General features: G+C 48.8%; 23 protein-coding genes and 1 rRNA gene. 22 read left to right on the top strand and 2 right to left on the bottom strand.

Annotation, left to right across the window (positions count from 1 at the left end):
- The first annotated feature begins 24 nt into the window (after window positions 1-24).
- The 18 genes from rplO (at window position 25) to AC0LWF_RS25885 (ending at window position 12,386) form a co-directional block, all read left to right on the top strand.
- Window positions 25-465 carry a 50S ribosomal protein L15 gene (gene rplO, locus AC0LWF_RS25970; protein WP_090583260.1) on the top strand — a complete coding sequence of 147 codons (441 nt, stop codon included), beginning with the start codon at window positions 25-27 and terminating at the stop codon, window positions 463-465.
- Entirely contained in the window at window positions 466-1,767 is a 1,302-nt protein-coding gene (gene secY / locus AC0LWF_RS25965; RefSeq protein WP_474654417.1) for a preprotein translocase subunit SecY, read from the top strand.
- Window positions 1,768-1,853: 86 nt separating this feature from the next.
- Complete coding sequence (locus tag AC0LWF_RS25960) at window positions 1,854-2,507, top strand: adenylate kinase (RefSeq protein ID WP_126011519.1); 654 nt, start codon at window positions 1,854-1,856, stop codon at window positions 2,505-2,507.
- Window positions 2,504-3,265: a type I methionyl aminopeptidase gene (gene map, locus AC0LWF_RS25955; protein ID WP_474654416.1), complete on the top strand. Its 762-nt coding sequence runs from the start codon at window positions 2,504-2,506 to the stop codon at window positions 3,263-3,265. The genes AC0LWF_RS25960 and map overlap by 4 nt, the downstream gene beginning before the upstream one ends.
- 14 nt (window positions 3,266-3,279) lie before the next feature.
- A complete protein-coding gene (locus tag AC0LWF_RS25950) occupies window positions 3,280-3,552 on the top strand; it encodes a KOW motif-containing protein (RefSeq protein WP_474654448.1) in 273 nt (90 codons plus the stop codon).
- A 2-nt stretch (window positions 3,553-3,554) separates the two neighbouring features.
- Window positions 3,555-3,770: a translation initiation factor IF-1 gene (gene infA, locus AC0LWF_RS25945; protein ID WP_015847200.1), complete on the top strand. Its 216-nt coding sequence runs from the start codon at window positions 3,555-3,557 to the stop codon at window positions 3,768-3,770.
- Between the two features lie 45 nt (window positions 3,771-3,815).
- Window positions 3,816-3,929, top strand: a complete 114-nt coding sequence (gene rpmJ / locus AC0LWF_RS25940) for a 50S ribosomal protein L36 (RefSeq protein WP_003333770.1) — start codon at window positions 3,816-3,818, stop codon at window positions 3,927-3,929.
- A gap of 17 nt (window positions 3,930-3,946) precedes the next feature.
- The gene (rpsM, locus tag AC0LWF_RS25935; protein WP_090583270.1) at window positions 3,947-4,315 is read left to right on the top strand and encodes a 30S ribosomal protein S13; all 369 of its coding nucleotides are present in this window, start codon (window positions 3,947-3,949) and stop codon (window positions 4,313-4,315) included.
- A gap of 19 nt (window positions 4,316-4,334) precedes the next feature.
- The gene (rpsK, locus tag AC0LWF_RS25930; RefSeq protein ID WP_090583272.1) at window positions 4,335-4,730 is read left to right on the top strand and encodes a 30S ribosomal protein S11; all 396 of its coding nucleotides are present in this window, start codon (window positions 4,335-4,337) and stop codon (window positions 4,728-4,730) included.
- 126 nt (window positions 4,731-4,856) lie between these two features.
- Window positions 4,857-5,801 carry a DNA-directed RNA polymerase subunit alpha gene (locus tag AC0LWF_RS25925; protein ID WP_090583274.1) on the top strand — a complete coding sequence of 315 codons (945 nt, stop codon included), beginning with the start codon at window positions 4,857-4,859 and terminating at the stop codon, window positions 5,799-5,801.
- A 52-nt stretch (window positions 5,802-5,853) separates the two neighbouring features.
- A complete protein-coding gene (gene rplQ, locus AC0LWF_RS25920) occupies window positions 5,854-6,222 on the top strand; it encodes a 50S ribosomal protein L17 (protein ID WP_090583277.1) in 369 nt (122 codons plus the stop codon).
- Window positions 6,223-6,299: 77 nt separating this feature from the next.
- Window positions 6,300-7,040, top strand: a complete 741-nt coding sequence (truA, locus tag AC0LWF_RS25915; RefSeq protein WP_474654415.1) for a tRNA pseudouridine(38-40) synthase TruA — start codon at window positions 6,300-6,302, stop codon at window positions 7,038-7,040.
- A 269-nt stretch (window positions 7,041-7,309) separates the two neighbouring features.
- Window positions 7,310-7,747 carry a 50S ribosomal protein L13 gene (gene rplM / locus AC0LWF_RS25910; RefSeq protein ID WP_474654414.1) on the top strand — a complete coding sequence of 146 codons (438 nt, stop codon included), beginning with the start codon at window positions 7,310-7,312 and terminating at the stop codon, window positions 7,745-7,747.
- A gap of 19 nt (window positions 7,748-7,766) precedes the next feature.
- Window positions 7,767-8,159, top strand: coding sequence for a 30S ribosomal protein S9 (gene rpsI / locus AC0LWF_RS25905; RefSeq protein WP_090583283.1), 393 nt, complete (start codon window positions 7,767-7,769; stop codon window positions 8,157-8,159).
- A 147-nt stretch (window positions 8,160-8,306) separates the two neighbouring features.
- Window positions 8,307-8,999, top strand: coding sequence for a phosphoadenylyl-sulfate reductase (locus AC0LWF_RS25900; protein ID WP_474654413.1), 693 nt, complete (start codon window positions 8,307-8,309; stop codon window positions 8,997-8,999).
- Between the two features lie 67 nt (window positions 9,000-9,066).
- Window positions 9,067-10,233: a sulfate adenylyltransferase gene (gene sat, locus AC0LWF_RS25895; protein ID WP_474654412.1), complete on the top strand. Its 1,167-nt coding sequence runs from the start codon at window positions 9,067-9,069 to the stop codon at window positions 10,231-10,233.
- A gap of 157 nt (window positions 10,234-10,390) precedes the next feature.
- Window positions 10,391-11,158 (top strand): N-acetylmuramoyl-L-alanine amidase CwlD, encoded by a 768-nt coding sequence (cwlD, locus tag AC0LWF_RS25890; RefSeq protein ID WP_474654411.1) that lies wholly within the window; start codon window positions 10,391-10,393, stop codon window positions 11,156-11,158.
- A 127-nt stretch (window positions 11,159-11,285) separates the two neighbouring features.
- Window positions 11,286-12,386 carry an Mrp/NBP35 family ATP-binding protein gene (locus AC0LWF_RS25885; RefSeq protein ID WP_474654410.1) on the top strand — a complete coding sequence of 367 codons (1,101 nt, stop codon included), beginning with the start codon at window positions 11,286-11,288 and terminating at the stop codon, window positions 12,384-12,386.
- 165 nt (window positions 12,387-12,551) lie between these two features.
- Here the strand turns inward: AC0LWF_RS25885 and gerD are convergent, their stop codons facing one another.
- Window positions 12,552-13,256, bottom strand: a complete 705-nt coding sequence (gene gerD / locus AC0LWF_RS25880) for a spore germination lipoprotein GerD (protein ID WP_474654409.1) — start codon at window positions 13,254-13,256, stop codon at window positions 12,552-12,554.
- Between the two features lie 199 nt (window positions 13,257-13,455).
- Here gerD and AC0LWF_RS25875 point away from each other — a divergent pair, with 199 nt between their 5' ends.
- The gene (locus AC0LWF_RS25875; protein WP_474654408.1) at window positions 13,456-14,091 is read left to right on the top strand and encodes a KinB-signaling pathway activation protein; all 636 of its coding nucleotides are present in this window, start codon (window positions 13,456-13,458) and stop codon (window positions 14,089-14,091) included.
- Between the two features lie 23 nt (window positions 14,092-14,114).
- Here the strand turns inward: AC0LWF_RS25875 and pdaB are convergent, their stop codons facing one another.
- Window positions 14,115-14,921, bottom strand: coding sequence for a polysaccharide deacetylase family sporulation protein PdaB (pdaB, locus tag AC0LWF_RS25870; RefSeq protein ID WP_474654407.1), 807 nt, complete (start codon window positions 14,919-14,921; stop codon window positions 14,115-14,117).
- A gap of 111 nt (window positions 14,922-15,032) precedes the next feature.
- Between pdaB and AC0LWF_RS25865 the strand changes: the two genes are divergently transcribed.
- From AC0LWF_RS25865 to AC0LWF_RS25855, 3 genes are all read left to right on the top strand, one after another.
- Complete coding sequence (locus AC0LWF_RS25865) at window positions 15,033-15,647, top strand: stage II sporulation protein M (protein ID WP_474654406.1); 615 nt, start codon at window positions 15,033-15,035, stop codon at window positions 15,645-15,647.
- A 195-nt stretch (window positions 15,648-15,842) separates the two neighbouring features.
- The gene (locus AC0LWF_RS25860) at window positions 15,843-16,064 is read left to right on the top strand and encodes a hypothetical protein (RefSeq protein WP_090583299.1); all 222 of its coding nucleotides are present in this window, start codon (window positions 15,843-15,845) and stop codon (window positions 16,062-16,064) included.
- A 284-nt stretch (window positions 16,065-16,348) separates the two neighbouring features.
- Window positions 16,349-16,489 (top strand): 16S ribosomal RNA (locus AC0LWF_RS25855); the annotation flags it as partial.

The raw sequence follows: 16,489 nt of genomic DNA, 5'->3' as shown, positions 1-16,489 counted from the left end.
AACATTAAGGAGGTGCAACGCACGATGAAACTGCATGATCTCAAACCAGCTGAGGGCTCTCGTAAAGAGGGTTTCCGCAAAGGCCGTGGTATCGGTAGCGGTAACGGTAAAACTGCGGGTCGCGGTCACAAAGGTCAAAATGCTCGTTCCGGCGGCGGTGTTCGCCCAGGATTCGAGGGCGGTCAAAACCCATTGTACCGTCGTTTGCCTAAACGCGGCTTTAACAACCCGTTCCGTAAAGAGTATGCGATTGTGAACATCGATGAGTTGAATAGCTTTGCAGCTGGCACAGAGGTAACTCCTGAGCTACTGCTTGAGCAAGGTATCGTTAAAAACCCACAGAGCGGAATCAAGATCTTGGGTAATGGCGAAATCACTGTTCAGCTTACGGTAAAAGCAAGCAAGTTCTCTCAATCTGCGGTAGAGAAAATCCAGGCTGCCGGCGGTAAAACCGAGGTGATCTAATTGTTCAAGACCGTGTCCAACATTTGGAAAGTGGAAGACCTTCGCAGACGGATCCTGTTCACGTTGTTCATCTTGTTGGTCTACCGGATCGGTTCATTCATCCCGGTTCCTGGTGTTAACAAAGATGTATTTACGCAAACTGATCAGGCCGGTTCTGAGTTGTTTGGTTTGCTCAATACGTTTTCCGGTGGGGCACTGTTCCAGTTCTCGATTTTCGCGATCGGGATCATGCCTTACATCACCTCGTCGATCATCGTACAATTGTTGTCGATGGACGTAATCCCTAAATTCGCTGAATGGGCGAAGGAAGGCGAGAACGGAAAACGTAAGCTTGCTCAAATCACTCGGTACGGTACCGTTATTCTTGGTTTGATCCAAGGTTTCGGTACAGCGATCGGTTTTAATCGGCTATATTCGCTCGATATGATCCCGAATGCAACTTCTACGGATTATATTATGATTGCGATAATCCTTACGGCAGGAACTGCCTTCCTCATGTGGCTCGGAGAGCAAATCACAGAGAGAGGCATCGGTAACGGGATCTCGGTCCTGATCTTTGCCGGGATCGTAGCTAGAATTCCTTCACATGCACGTTCGATTTACCAACAAGAGTTCGTGGATGTGCAAGGTTCGATTTTCCTCAGCATCATAAAGGTAGTTGCGATTATCGTTGCAATCATTGCAATCGTAGTCGGAGTTATCTTCGTTCAACAAGGGATTCGTAAAATTCCGGTTCAATACGCTAAACGCGTCGTTGGTCGGAAAATGTACGGTGGTCAATCGACTCACATTCCGCTCAAAGTAAACGGTGCAGGTGTTATTCCTGTAATCTTTGCAGTATCGCTTCTGATGTTCCCGATCACGATCGCGAACTTCTGGTCGACGCACGCTTGGGCTAAATGGGTTCAAGAACACATGCCGTATGACAAACCACTTGGTATGGTGTTGTACGTAATCCTGATTATCGCTTTCACGTTCTTCTACACGTTCGTGCAAATCAATCCGGTGCAGATGGCTGATCAAATGAAGAAGAATGGCGGATATATCCCAGGCATTCGTCCGGGCAAACCGACTTCTTCCTACATTACACGCGTTATGTCGCGAATCACGCTCAGCGGTGCGATTTTCTTATCGCTTATCTCGATCTTGCCGGTTCTGTTCGGTACGCTCGCAGATCTGCCTCGTGACGTGAAGCTAGGCGGCACCTCGCTGCTAATCGTAATCGGTGTAGCACTGGATACGATGAAGCAGATCGAGACGCAATTGATCAAGCGCCACTACAAAGGGTTTATCAATAAATAACTGTAGGTTCGCTAGCGGGCTTCCGCGCATGTAGCATGTGGCGGGACCCGGCCGAGCCTATTATGTTTAAAGCGAGGAACACGCTAATGAACATCTTATTCATGGGCCCTCCAGGTGCAGGTAAAGGCACACAGGCGGAACGTATTGTAGATACTTTCAAAGTACCTCATATCTCCACTGGTGATGCTTTCCGTTTAGCAATGAAGCAAGGTACTCCACTTGGTGTAAAGGCAAAGGAATTCGTAGATCAAGGTCTACTTGTTCCCGATGAAATTACGAACGGCATCGTTCGTGATCGTCTTGCGCAAGAGGATTGCAACGGAGGCTTCCTGCTTGACGGTTTTCCACGCACGCTTCAGCAAGCTGAGGCACTGGACGGGATGTTGGCTGAAATGGGACGCAGTATCGATCACGTCGTTAACCTCAAAGTTGACCGCGGTCTACTGCTTGCGCGTCTGACCGGTCGTCGCATTTGTAAATCATGCGGCTCCACTTACCATGTTATGTTCAACCCGCCGAAGCAAGAAGGCGTTTGTGATAAATGCGGCGGTGAGCTGTATCAGCGGTCAGACGATACGGAAGCAAAAGTAGGCACGCGTCTTGACGAATACATCTCCAAAACTGCTCCACTGCTTGAGTACTACTCGAGCAAAGGCGTTTTGTGTGAAGTAGACGGCGAGAAGGAAATCGACGAAGTTACGACTGATATCGTAAGCTGCCTACGGGGAACAGCGGAATGATCATATGCAAATCCGAGTCGGAATTGCAATATATGAGAAGAGCTGGTCAAATTGTTGCGGAAACGCATCAAGTGCTTAAACAAGCGATTCGTCCCGGTGTAACAACCAAAGAATTGGACGACATTGCTGAATCGTACATTCGCAGTCAGGACGCCACACCTTCTTTCAAAGGGTACAATCAATTTCCTGCCAGCATCTGCGCTTCTGTAAACAATGAGCTGGTACACGGCATTCCTGGACCACGCAAGCTGAACGATGGTGACATCATCAGCATTGATATCGGCGCACAGTATAAAGGGTTTCATGGCGATTCGGCTTGGACCTATGGTGTGGGCGAGATAAGTGAAGAGTCCCAGAGGCTACTCGACATTACAGAGAAGTCACTGTATGCAGGGCTCGCACTCGTGAAGCCGGATGTTCGTTTGTTTACCATCTCGCATGCGATTCAACAAGTGATCGAAGCTGCTGGTTTCTCTGTCGTTCGTGAGTTTGTGGGGCATGGCATTGGTGCAGAATTGCACGAAGAACCGCAAATTCCGAACTATGGATTACCCGATCGCGGACCGCGTCTTAAACCAGGAATGGTTCTGGCGATTGAGCCGATGGCCAACATCGGTGAGCGATATGTGCGTACGCTGGTGGATAATTGGACAGTCGTTACTGAGGACGGTACATGGTGTGCTCACTTCGAGCATACGGTGGCTGTCACTGCAGATGGCTGCGAGATATTAACCCTATCCAGAGAGCAGGCAGGTTGAGCGCATTGGAATATATGCCGGAGATCGGCCGACTTGTGAAGGTGCTTCGGGGGAAGGACGCAGGCACATTTGCCGTTATCATTCAGATTCTGGATGAACGTTTTGTTCTTGTGGCAGATGGTGACAAGCGGCGCTTCGATCAATCGAAGAAGAAGAACGTACTGCATCTTCTGATGCAACCGGAAGTCAGCTCAGAAGTGGCTGACAGCATGCGGGAAACCGGCCGTGTAACAAACGCAAAAATGCGTTATGCTATTCAGAAGGCTTTGCAAGGGAAAGGAGACTGACTTTGGCTAAAGAAGACGTCATTGAAGTCGAAGGTACGGTTATTGAACCACTACCAAACGCTATGTTCAAGGTGGAGCTGGAGAACGGACATCAGATTCTCGCTCATGTATCGGGCAAGCTCAGAATGCATTTCATCCGTATTCTGACTGGAGATAAAGTAGTCATTCAGTTGTCGCCTTATGATTTGTCTAGAGGACGCATTACCTATCGGAAGTAGGCTGCTAAGCGGTCTACCCACGAAAGATATCGGGAGGTAATCACAATGAAGGTAAGACCTTCGGTCAAGCCGATTTGCGAGAAATGTAAAGTCATTCGCCGCAAAGGCAATGTTATGGTTATTTGTGAAAATCCGAAACACAAACAAAAACAAGGATAAAGGAGGGATAACGATACATGGCACGTATTTCTGGTGTAGACTTACCGCGTGATAAGCGCGTTGTCATCGCTCTGACATACATCTTCGGTATTGGCAGAACAACTGCTAACAAGATCTTGGAAGCGACTGGTATTAGCGAAAATACTCGTGTACGCGATCTGACTGAAGATGAAGTTAGCCAACTTCGCGAAACAATCGACAAGACTGTTAAAGTAGAAGGCGACCTTCGTCGTGAGATCTCGCTTAACATCAAGCGTCTGATCGAGATCGGTTGCTACCGTGGCGTTCGTCACCGTCGTGGTCTTCCGGTTCGTGGTCAACGGACTAAAACAAATGCTCGTACTCGTAAAGGTCCTCGTCGGACTGTAGCGAACAAGAAGAAATAAGAAGGAGGGATAACCGATAATGGCAAAACCAAAAAAAGTGGTGCGTACGAAACGTCGTGACCGTAAAAATATTGATACTGGCGTAGCGCATATCCGCTCGACATTCAATAATACGATCGTAACGATCACAGATCCGCACGGAAACGCGATTTCTTGGGCAAGCTCGGGTAACCTCGGCTTTAAAGGTTCCCGTAAGAGCACGCCTTACGCAGCTCAAATGGCTGCAGAATCCGCAGCTAAAGCGGCAATGGAACACGGAATGAAAACTGTCGAAGTAATGGTTAAAGGCCCAGGCGCAGGTCGTGAAGCAGCAATTCGTTCACTTCAAGCAACTGGTCTAGAAGTTAACCTTATTAAAGACGTAACTCCGGTTCCACACAACGGATGCCGCCCGCCAAAACGTCGTCGCGTATAGTCAATATTTGTGGTATCAAATTAATCCAACTTGTGAATAATGGTTGTGAAGGTTTGCCATACTACATGATTTGACTGCAACCGCGATAATGGTAACGGAGCGACGTTTTGAGGGAGGGTTCTATTAGTGATTGAGATCGAAAAGCCGAAAATCGAAACCGTAGAACTGAATGAGGATGGCACGTACGGAAGGTTCGTCGTTGAACCGCTTGAACGCGGATACGGAGCAACGCTAGGGAATTCCCTGCGTAGAATTCTGTTGTCGTCGCTGCCTGGTGCAGCGGTAACCTCTGTTCAAATCGACGGTGTACTTCATGAGTTCTCTACGGTTCCAGGTGTGATGGAAGACGTAACTGAAATCATCCTGAATCTCAAAGGCCTCTCGCTAAAAATCCATTCCGACGAAGAGAAGGTATTGGAAATTGATGCGGAAGGCGAAGGCAACGTTACGGCTGGCGATATTCGCGCAGACAGCGATGTCGAGATTTTAAGCCCTGATCTTCATATCGCGACGCTGGCCTCCGGTGCACGTCTCCACATGCGAGTATTCGCTAATCGCGGACGCGGTTATGTGCAAGCAGATCGTAACAAACGGGAAGATCAGCCAATTGGCGTCATCCCTGTTGATTCGATCTACACGCCGATTACTCGTGTGAACTACTCAGTTGAGAACACTCGTGTTGGTCAAGTGACTAACTACGATAAGCTCACACTTGAGGTTTGGACCGACGGAAGCATTCGTCCGGAAGAGGCTGTAAGCCTCGGCGCCAAAATTTTGACTGAGCATCTGGATCTATTCGTTGGTTTGACTGACGAAGCGAAAGATGCTGAGATCATGGTTGAAAAAGAAGAAGACAAGAAAGAGAAAGTGCTCGAGATGACGATCGAAGAACTCGATCTGTCCGTGCGTTCTTATAACTGTCTCAAACGTGCAGGTATCAATACCGTTCAAGAGCTGATCACGAAGACGGAAGAAGACATGATGAAAGTCCGCAACCTCGGACGCAAGTCTTTGGAAGAAGTTCAAGAGAAGCTTGAGGAACTCGGTCTTGGCCTCCGCATGGAAGAATAAAAAGCAGCGCAGACTAGATGTCTATAGACTGTTTTAAGGAGGGGAAATTCGAATGGCATATTCAAAATTGAGCCGTGACGCTAGCTCCCGGAAAGCATTGTTCCGCGACCTCGTTACTGACTTGTTCTTGTATGAGCGTATTCAAACGACTGAGGCGAAAGCGAAAGAACTTCGTCCAATCGCTGAGAAGCTGATCACGCTTGCTAAGCGTGGTGACCTTCATGCGCGTCGTCAAGTAGCAGCTTTCGTTCGCCGTGAGTCTCTTGTTGCGGGTGAGCAAGATGCAATCCAAAAATTGTTCTCCGAACTGGCTACTCGTTACTCGGAGCGTCCAGGCGGTTATACGCGTATCTTGAAACTAGGACCTCGTCGCGGTGACGCGGCGCCTATGGTTTACTTGGAACTGGTAGACCGCGCGTAGCAAACGAAGGGTGGACCTTGCGGCCACCTTTTTTTGTTGCCCATGGGTTGACGTCTAGGGTAGAGAGGAGATATGGGATGAGAAACATTCGGATGGTCATCAGCTATGTAGGTACTTCCTACCATGGCTTTCAGACACAGCCGATCGGTAATACGGTTCAAGATATTCTGGAGCAGGCGATTGTCGCGTTAACAGGGGAAAACGTAAATATTACAGCGTCGGGAAGAACAGATGCCGGTGTTCACGCTCGTGGGCAAGTCATTAACTTCCTGACGTCTTCACCAATTCCAGTGCATCGGTGGGCGTTGGCAATCAACTCTAGATTGCCGGATGATATCTCTGTGTTGAGAGCGGATGAAGTTCCCCTTGATTTTCACGCCAGTTATAGTGCTAAACGGAAAACGTATCGATACTCCATTGATACGAACAAGTTTGCGGATGTGTTTGAACGGCATTATCGGTTTCATTATCCCATGCCTCTTCATCTGTCAGAGATGAGAGCTGCGCTTGCGAAGCTGGTGGGCCAGCATGACTTTACGTCATTCGCATCGCAACGATCGACGAAACGCACCCATGTGCGAACGGTACTCAAAGCTCGGTTGGACGAGAGCGAAGGGAAGCTGGATCTCTTTATTACGGGGAATGGCTTCCTGTACAACATGGTTCGAATCATTGTAGGGACCCTTCTGCGGGTAGGTGAAGGCAGGCTTACTGTGGATGATGTTGTCCGCATTCTGGCTGCGAAGGACCGAACCAAGGCTGGGCCTACGGCTATGGCTCACGGCCTCACGCTGTGGGAAGTGGAATACGATAATTGACGAGCATTACCAGCTAATCACATGTATCGTGTCCAAAGAAATCACTTGCACTTGCCTATTCGTTGTAGTAGAATATAACTTGTGCTTTCTTAGTGGCTCTCCCACAGCCCCGACTGAGATCGCCGTATAAACACTAGCAATTAAAAGAGTAATCGAGCCGTTTAGAGATGATTGGCTCGAGGAGACCGATGGTCGATTCAGCATCATCTGTAAAGGTCACATAACATCATACATGAACCGATTGTTTGAATGAAGAAGGAGGAACATCCATGCGCATTACCTATATGGCTAAGCCAAATGAAGTTGAACGCAAATGGTACGTCATTGACGCAGAAGGCAAAACGCTTGGTCGTCTTGCGAGCGAAGCTGCAGCCCTGATCCGCGGCAAACACAAACCACAATTTACACCTCACGTTGACACTGGTGATTTCGTTGTTGTCATCAACGCTGAGAAGATCCACCTGACAGGTAAGAAGCTGCAAAACAAAATGTACTACCGTCACTCCATGTACCAAGGCGGATTGAAAGTTACTCCAGCCCAAGACATGATCAAGAACAAACCAGAGCAAGTTCTGGAGCAAGCGATTCACGGTATGCTTCCTAAAAATCGCCTTGGCGACAAAATGAAGATGAAGCTTAAAGTTTATGCAGGTTCGGAACATCCACATCAAGCACAAAATCCAGAAGTTTACGAACTTCGCGGTTAATTAGAGGGAGGACAGGTTCATGGCACAAGTTCAATACTATGGAACCGGTCGTCGTAAACACTCTGTAGCACGTGTACGTCTCGTGCCGGGTGAAGGACGAATCATTATTAACAAACGTGATCTGAGTGATTACTTCGGTTTGGAAACACTGAAGCTGATCGTGAAACAACCGCTTGCTCTTACTGAGACTGCAAGCAAATACGACATCTTGGTTATCGCACACGGTGGCGGTATCTCCGGACAAGCGGGCGCAATTCGCCACGGTATTTCCCGTGCATTGCTCAAAGCTGACCCAGAATTCCGTCCAGCTTTGAAACGTGCTGGGTTCTTGACTCGTGACCCACGTATGAAAGAGCGTAAAAAATACGGTCTTAAAGCAGCTCGTCGTGCACCACAATTCTCGAAACGTTAATATTTTTCTCACAATGCCTTCTCTGCTTATGCGGAGAAGGCATTTTTCATGTTTTTGCGTATTTATAATTATTGAACAATTTGATTAATGGACGTATAATTTAATGTAGATTAGTTTACTAGGAATTAAGAGATGGAGGAAATCATCATGAATCTTTTTGAAAAAGAAGCGCTCATTAAAGAGCAAGCTGAGCTATTGGAAAATGCAACGCCGCAGGAGATCTTGAAGTTTGCAGTAGAAACATTCCCGAACATTACATTTGCATGCAGTTTTGGTGCGGAAGATGTCGTACTGGTTGATATGCTGCAGAAGATCAGTCCGAATACAGATATTTTCTATCTGGATACAGACTTTCACTTCAAAGAAACGTATGAAACGCGTGATAAGATGGCAGAAATCTACAATTTGAAGTTCGTAGAAGTGAAGCCGGCTATTACACCTGAAGAGCAAGCTGCTCAATTCGGTGAGGAGCTGTGGAAGTCGGATGCAACTCAATGCTGCAACATTCGTAAAGTAGATCCACTTACTCAAATCCTATCCAAATATGAAGCATGGATTACTGGCATTCGTCGTGACCAAGCGCCGACCCGTGCGAACGCGAAGAAGATTGAATACGATACGAAGTTTGGTCTCGTGAAATTCAATCCAATTGCAAACTGGACATCGGAAGATGTTTGGGCATACATCCGTGAGAACAATGTATACTACAATCCGCTTCATGATAATCACTACCCAAGCATCGGTTGCGAATACTGCACACGTCAAGTAATGCCGGGCGAAGACCCTCGTGCAGGACGTTGGTCGGGTCAAGAGAAAACAGAGTGCGGATTGCATAAATAAAAAAGCAGAATTACCAATAGCAGTGAGAGTTTGACTCCGTCAAACTCCCTATTACAGGAGGCCATACATGACCAGCATTAAGCCGCATGGCGGCGCACTCGTCAACCGAATCGCAACAGGCGTCGAACGCGATGCGCTTCTAACAGAAGCAGCATCCTTACCAGTCATTATCGTGAAGACATGGGCAATTTCGGATTTGGATCTAATTGGCGTAGGTGCGTTCTCGCCGCTTACAGGTTTCTTGAATGAATCGGACTACCGCTCGGTTGTAGAGCGTATGCGCCTTGCAGATGGCACTGTGTGGAGTATTCCAATTACACTTGCTGTTGAAGAAGCAAAGGCAGCTGAGCTGTCCACAGGGCAGCGTGCAGCACTTATTGGCGAAGACAATACGGTGTACGGTGTGATTGATATCGAGAGCATCTACAGCGTTGATCAGAAGCATGAAGCTGTGAACGTGTTTAAGACTGATGATATCGAGCACCCAGGCGTAGCGAAGCTTCTCGAGCGCCCTTCTACCTATGTAGGTGGTCCGATTACAGTGTTGAACCGTCCAGTGCCGGAGAAATTTAACGAATTTTATTTTGATCCTTCTCAAACGAGACAGATCTTCGAAGAGAAGGGCTGGCGCACAGTCGTTGGCTTCCAGACTCGTAATCCGGTCCACCGTGCTCATGAATACATTCAGAAGGCTGCGATGGAGATCGTTGACGCGCTCTTCTTGAACCCGCTTGTTGGCGAAACGAAATCCGATGACGTTCCAGCGAATGTACGTATGAAGAGCTACATCGCGCTGCTTGAGAACTACTACCCGGCGGATCGTACGTTCCTCGGTGTATTCCCGGCAGCAATGCGCTATGCAGGACCTCGTGAAGCGATTTTCCATGCGATGGTTCGCAAAAACTACGGCTGCACGCATTTCATCGTTGGCCGTGATCATGCCGGTGTAGGCGACTACTACGGTACGTATGAAGCACAGGAGCTGCTCCGTTCGTTCACAGCGGATGAGCTGGGTATTATCCCGCTTTATTTTGAACACAGCTTCTTCTGCACGAAGTGCGGCAATATGGCTTCGAGCAAGACGTGCCCACACGATAAAGCGGATCATCTGACGCTGTCCGGTACGAAAGTTCGCGCACTATTGCGTGATGGCGTATGCCCGCCGCCGGAATTCTCCCGTCCAGAGGTTGCTAAGATCCTTATTGAAGGCATGGCGGAGCAACCTGTGAATTAACAGAGCTTACCCTACAAAACGCTTTTGTCCGTTTCAAGACGGCAAGGGCGTTTTTGCTTAGTTGTTCGCATAACAGGTCACCTCGTCCCATAGGATGATAAAGAGCACAGGACAATCTGTGCATGATCATCGGATGGAGATTGGGGTGGCTTTTTGTATGACCAGAGTTCGGAAACGATTCGTTGTCTGGATCACGTATCGGGGTGCGATGCGAATCACGCTAGGTGTCGTAGCTGTTATGCTGACTGTGATTCTGCTTACGCAGGAGGTGCCGGCTACGCGCACCTGGACGTATTGGACCTTACCGTTATCCGGCAAAGTGATCGCCATTGATGCAGGACATGGCGGAGTAGATGGAGGGGCAGTCAGTAAGCAGGGGCTCGTTGAGAAAGACCTGAATCTTGCGATTGCTCTGCAGCTTCGGGATTATCTGCAGCAAGCCGGCGCCATCGTTGTCATGACCAGAGAAGGCGATTACGATCTTGCGGATGAAGGAACCGCTAAGATAAGCCGGCGTAAGACAGAGGACTTGGTGAAACGAGCGCAGTTTGTGAAGGACAAGAAAGCAAGCTTGCTGCTTAGCATCCACATGAACAGCATCCCATCACCAAGGTGGTCTGGCGCGCAGACATTCTTCTATCCGAGTCTGCCGGATAATGCTGTTCTAGCTTCGCTTATTCAGGATGAAATCCGGCGCAATCTCGCAAACACGGACCGATTAGCTGCAACGGTGAATACGATCTATTTGCTTAAGGCAATGAAGGACGTGCCTAGTGCGCTTGTCGAGGTGGGCTTCTTATCGAACCCAGGGGAGGCCTCCAGGCTTGCAGATACTGAGTATCAGAAGAAGGTGGCTGCGTCGATCTATCAGGGCGTTCTGCGTTTCACAGCAGGCGAGAAATGGGGAGCTTCGCCTAAGGGGTAGAGCTAACTTATTCATCTAACGCGCTTATGGAGGTTGGATGGTAGGCATTGTCTTGTTATAATAGAGCCAGTACATGTCCTTTAGCTGTAACAGGAACGAATTCAGGGACAAGAGGAGACGAGAATACATGTTGACCCGTGAGAACGTAATTGAAGCCGCCGAGATTGTGGCGGCTCCTCATAAAACGGAAGGCGTTAGCTTAGCCTTCCGCGATGTTGTAGTGAAAGACCGTCATGTATCGATGACGGTCATCGGTGCAGCCGCGAGCGCGGAGCGCGCGCTTGAGGCGAGCTTGCGCGAAGCGCTTGCCGCAGCTGGCGCCGAAACCGTGCATTTCCGGTTTCGGACCAGCGAGGCCGCGCCGCAGGCGGCGAGCAGCGCTAGCGCTGGCGCAGCAAGCGCTGCCGGCGCTTCCGCCGCCGCGGGCCCCGTACGCGGTCACGGGGCCGGGCTTGAGGCGAACCCGCTGCTAAGCGAGAGCAGCGGGACGCACTTCATCGCCGTCGCGAGCGGCAAGGGCGGCGTCGGCAAGTCCACGGTGACCGTCAATCTCGCGGTCGCCTTAGCCCGCAAGGGCAAGCGTGTCGGCATTATCGACGCCGACATCTATGGCTTCAGTGTGCCCGATATGATGGGCATTGAAGAACGCCCTGAAGTCGTGAACGAGCGTGTAATCCCGATCGAGAAATTCGGCGTTAAAGTGATGTCGATGGGCTTCTTCGTAGAAGATAACGCCCCAATCGTATGGCGTGGACCGATGCTCGGCAAGATGCTCCGCAATTTCTTTGCGGAGATTGCATGGGGCGAGCTGGAATATCTGCTGCTGGATCTGCCTCCGGGCACTGGCGACGTAGCGCTTGATGTCCACCAAATGATCCCGCAGAGCAAAGAGATCATCGTAACAACGCCGCATGCGACAGCAGCCTTCGTTGCTGCTCGAGCTGGCGCAATGGCCATTAAGACCGAACACGAGATTATTGGTATCGTAGAGAACATGTCCTACTATATCAGCAAGAGCGGCGAGCGCGAATACGTGTTTGGCCGTGGAGGAGGAGGCAGATTGGCTGAGTCGCTGAATGCCGATCTGCTTGCGCAAATCCCGCTCGGTGCTCCGGATAACTTAGCAACAGAACCGGATTTTGCACCTTCGGTCTATAAAGCCGATACAGATACAGGCCGTATTTATTTGGATGTGGCAGACGCAGTTATCGCGAAATGCGAAGCATAAGCGAACGCCCTTAGTGCCACATCACACAAAGAAGCCAACATTCTGCACAACTGTGCATAAAATGTTGGCTTCTTTTTTCATTCCCTCATTTATCCACTCATTAGCCCGCATCACTTGTTCACTGTACCGTACTTATCCACTTATCCTGCTAAGCGATCAAACTTATTAACCGCCGCCACCGGAGTCACCCATTCCGTCACCGCTATCGCCGCCATCACCTTGGCCGCCTTGATCACCGCCACTGTCGCCACCGCCGCTATCCTTCTGCTTGGTCACTTTCTCATCAGGCTTCGGCTTAAGCTCTTCCTGAACCGCCTTTTTGAGCAAATCGAGAATTTCCAACCGGTAGAGCGGGCTTTGCATGGATTCCGTCATAATCGACATGACTTGCTTGCGATATTGCGTGCTTTGCAGCACTTCCAAAATCATTTTATCCATCTCAGGGCTCTTCATCACTTGGATAAGATCCTTTTGATAAGTCGGGTCCTTAAGTAAATCCTTGTGGATCTGCTTATTCTGCTTATTAACCGCCTTTGCAAAATCGCCGGCGAAGCGGGGGTCGGTCATCAGCTTCTCAATGGTTTTACTGTATTCCGGTGCGACTAGCGTTTCTTTTACAGCCATCCGCATTTGCTCTTGGTCTTGTACGGACAGAATTCGCGCGCTGCTACCGTTATTCCCAGTAGTCGCTGATGCTGATTCTTGAAGCGCCTTTTGGGCATCCTCTGTTTTAAGTATGTCGATAACCATCGATTTCATGTCTTTATAACTTATTGGCTGGCTTGATGAGCTTGATGGCTCGGATCCGCAGCCGGATAGCAACGATGCTATGATGGCGATGGTACCAACCCATGACAAACGTTTGAGCATAATGGCACTGTCTCCCTTCTGGAAATGCGGCATTCTTCTAGCTGTAGTATGCGACAATGTTCATCGTATTATCATGGACGGCACGTAGCTTTTTGAAAGTGGCGTGGTACAATGAAGGATGATTAAACTTGCGTGAAAATAGAGCCGTATGAACGGTTCGAGATGCGTTTCGCACAAATTGTTTAGGAGCTGAATTAACGTGAATTTACGAAAATGGTTTTTCTTATTCTGGAGCACAATGGCAGTCGGCGCCGTCGTGACAACCGTTGTCGGCAGCTTGATGCAGTGGACTGACCGCTCGTTCGGATTTATAGGCGTGGAAGCAGCGGGCTTTAATGCTGGAATGATGGCACTAGTGGGCCTGCTGTTCGGCGCTTTCAGCCAGATGGGCTTCTTCTCTTACCTGACGCTGAATTACATTGCGCTGAGCGTCTTGCGCAAGAGCTACCTTTGGAATGCGCTGCAAGCATATACAGCACTATTCGCCCTAGGAGGCGTCGGTTATTTGCTGTACCAGGATCGGACAAGCTTAAACAATGACTGGATTTTCTGGGTGCTGCCGCTAGGCTTGGCGACTGGTGCTTACGGGGTTGCGTATTACAAGTCCAAGTTGACGAATAATAACGCTTTTATTCCAACTCTGTTCCTGCAAATTGTAGTTACTGTAATTGAATCCTGGAAAGCGCTCCAAGGCGAGGGAGCCAACGTGAATGCCATGATCTTCATGGTTGTGCCGATGTTTGCGTGCAACGCTTATCAAGTGCTGCTTCTGCACCGCCTCGTTCGCAAAGAGCAAACAGCTGATTCCGCATCGAGTGCGAAACCAGCCGTTTAATGATCCGTATTAAATGCTCGGTATTAATTTTCTGCTGAAGCGTCGAGCTGCTGATGGTACATCGTTGCTTTATCCTGCACCGTTTTGCCTTGCAGCTCCGTTTGAGCAATAAGCTCAGATACAGTCACGAATTCATAACCCTTGCTGCGCAGCTGGTCGATGATGGCCGGAAGCGCTTCATGCGTTTGTTTTACCGAATCGCTGGCATGCATCAGAATAATATCGCCAGGGTGAGCTTTACTCACGACGCGATTAATAATTTTTTCCGTACCGATGTTCATCCAATCAAGTGAATCCGTATCCCACTGAATCACTTTATAATTCATTTGCTCCGCGATACGAAGCACCCGTTTATCAAAATCACCGTTAGGCATACGAATGAGGCTTGGCGTTTTACCGGTTACCTGTGTGAGGATATTCTGAGCCGTCTCGATCTGCGTGCGGATTTCCTCATCGCTGAACGTGCTGTAATTGCCGTGCTTATGGCCGTGGCTGCCGATTTCATACCCTGCATCGACGATCTTCTTCACAATGTCAGGATGTGTCTGGCTCCAAGGGGAGGAGAGGAAGAAGGTCACGTTTTTAACCCCTTTTTGCTTCAGCACCTCAAGGATCGGCTCAGTCCGTTTTTCTCCCCAGCTAATGTCGAACGTAAGCGCGACAACCTTCTTATCCGTCGGGACACTGTAGATGGCCGCAGGCTGATCAGGGGCAAACACCGTAATATTGTCCTTCTCAGCGTAAATAACGCCGGCAGCAAAGATAATTCCGACTGTCAACAGAAAATAACGTTTAAGCTTTCGTCCGTTCATCACATAAAACATATTCATTATTTTCGTACACTCCTCTCTAATTAGGCTTGTTCTAGTACAAGATATGCTCGTACCATCAACTTATTACAGCTCGGCCCAAAATCTGCTCAAAGAGGTGACGATAGCGTCATGTTTACCCCTACAGAGATATTCCGCCATTTGAAGACGATGCGTCATTATATTGCATTTAGCACGATCTTTCTGCTCGCCGGGATGGTTGTAGGAGCTACGAATCCGGATCTTGATGCTTTTGTCCACGGACAACTGAACGGGCTAAAGAATGTTGCGCAAAATATCGACTCCAGCAACCATCCGACACTATTCTTAATGGTGTTTATTTTCTTCAATAACGTCATTAAAGCGATACTGGTTATGTACATAGGCGCTATCTTCGGCATTGTGCCCATCATATTCCTAGCGATTAATGGGATGATTCTTGGCTACTTGGTTCATAAGACTGCGGAGCAGGGCGGGGATGCGGTATTTACGATCATCTTCAAAGGGTTACTGCCACACGGAGTTATTGAGCTCTCCGCGATTGTCATTGCATGCGCATACGGACTGCGTTTTGGGAAAATAATGTTACAAGGCCTGGGTTCGGTCCTAACCAGAAGGCCAGGCTGGTCGCAGCAGCTCGAGGGGTTCGTGATGCGCACACTGCCGGTCATGGTTTTACTCACCGTTATGCTTGCTCTTGCAGCGGTGATCGAGAGCACCGTGACGGTCTGGTTATTGGGTAAGTAATAAAATTTCCAATTTTTGAGCATAACAATAAGGCGGCGGTTATCGCGACATGCGATAGCCGCCGTTTTGCATCAAATCTAAGAATTGATATACCTTCTTAGATTTTTCCGTGAAACGTTAGCTTTTGCCTCCGAAGGTCGGACGGCGACAGCCGTTTTCACTTGGGCTAGTTAATGAAGGAGGCCGCAACACGTTATGCTCGGAATATTGTTCAACGACAAAGAATGTAAAGAACTAGACTATGTACTTCGCAAAGAACTAGACGAAATGCTGCTCGATTTGAACGATTCCCGGCTAGACGGTGACATCAAGACTGCAATTGCTAAACGTTATAAAGTGATTTTTAGGATGTATGCCCGCATGGCCTCCCCGAAAGAACTGTCCCGTTACGCGCTTAATATGCGTACTTACCGCTGATTTATAGGGTAATTCACATGTGCATAAAAAAAATGAAAATAAGTATTGCATTGTTTGTGGGCGGTGTGATATATTAATCAAGTCGCCGCTGAGACATACGGCAGACAAGCGATAAAAGAATTAATTTGTTCCTTGAAAACTGAACAATGAGCGACCTGTCAAAAGGTCATAAAAATACGTCGGAACGACGATCGCCATCTGGCGAAAGTGTTTCTGACGAGCTAGTTTTTTGAATGAGCTAACAAGCAAATTCATTTGGCGCAAATGGCTCTGCCATTTCGCCTATTATGGAGAGTTTGATCCTGGCTCAGGACGAACGCTGGCGGCGTGCCTAATACATGCAAGTCGAGCGGATCTTGTCCTTCGGGACAAGGTTAGCGGCGGACGGGTGAGTAACACGTAGGCAACCTGCCTGTAAGATCGGG

The sequence above is a fragment of the Paenibacillus sp. sgz302114 genome (assembly GCF_056120345.1).
Note: the sequence above shows the minus strand (reverse complement) of the source record. Positions and strands in the feature narration are given on the sequence as shown.

Bases quoted from the DNA above. Each gene is read 5' to 3' on its own strand.
- rplO (WP_090583260.1), top strand. From the start codon at position 25: ATGAAACTGCATGATCTCAAACCAGCTGAGGGCTCTCGTAAAGAGGGT.
- AC0LWF_RS25960 (WP_126011519.1), top strand. From the start codon at position 1,854: ATGAACATCTTATTCATGGGCCCTCCAGGTGCAGGTAAAGGCACACAG.
- map (WP_474654416.1), top strand. From the start codon at position 2,504: ATGATCATATGCAAATCCGAGTCGGAATTGCAATATATGAGAAGAGCT.
- AC0LWF_RS25950 (WP_474654448.1), top strand. From the start codon at position 3,280: ATGCCGGAGATCGGCCGACTTGTGAAGGTGCTTCGGGGGAAGGACGCA.
- rpmJ (WP_003333770.1), top strand. From the start codon at position 3,816: ATGAAGGTAAGACCTTCGGTCAAGCCGATTTGCGAGAAATGTAAAGTC.
- rpsM (WP_090583270.1), top strand. From the start codon at position 3,947: ATGGCACGTATTTCTGGTGTAGACTTACCGCGTGATAAGCGCGTTGTC.
- rpsK (WP_090583272.1), top strand. From the start codon at position 4,335: ATGGCAAAACCAAAAAAAGTGGTGCGTACGAAACGTCGTGACCGTAAA.
- rplQ (WP_090583277.1), top strand. From the start codon at position 5,854: ATGGCATATTCAAAATTGAGCCGTGACGCTAGCTCCCGGAAAGCATTG.
- truA (WP_474654415.1), top strand. From the start codon at position 6,300: ATGAGAAACATTCGGATGGTCATCAGCTATGTAGGTACTTCCTACCAT.
- rplM (WP_474654414.1), top strand. From the start codon at position 7,310: ATGCGCATTACCTATATGGCTAAGCCAAATGAAGTTGAACGCAAATGG.
- rpsI (WP_090583283.1), top strand. From the start codon at position 7,767: ATGGCACAAGTTCAATACTATGGAACCGGTCGTCGTAAACACTCTGTA.
- AC0LWF_RS25900 (WP_474654413.1), top strand. From the start codon at position 8,307: ATGAATCTTTTTGAAAAAGAAGCGCTCATTAAAGAGCAAGCTGAGCTA.
- sat (WP_474654412.1), top strand. From the start codon at position 9,067: ATGACCAGCATTAAGCCGCATGGCGGCGCACTCGTCAACCGAATCGCA.
- cwlD (WP_474654411.1), top strand. From the start codon at position 10,391: ATGACCAGAGTTCGGAAACGATTCGTTGTCTGGATCACGTATCGGGGT.
- AC0LWF_RS25885 (WP_474654410.1), top strand. From the start codon at position 11,286: ATGTTGACCCGTGAGAACGTAATTGAAGCCGCCGAGATTGTGGCGGCT.
- gerD (WP_474654409.1), bottom strand. From the start codon at position 13,256: ATGCTCAAACGTTTGTCATGGGTTGGTACCATCGCCATCATAGCATCG.
- pdaB (WP_474654407.1), bottom strand. From the start codon at position 14,921: ATGAATATGTTTTATGTGATGAACGGACGAAAGCTTAAACGTTATTTT.
- AC0LWF_RS25865 (WP_474654406.1), top strand. From the start codon at position 15,033: ATGTTTACCCCTACAGAGATATTCCGCCATTTGAAGACGATGCGTCAT.
- AC0LWF_RS25860 (WP_090583299.1), top strand. From the start codon at position 15,843: ATGCTCGGAATATTGTTCAACGACAAAGAATGTAAAGAACTAGACTAT.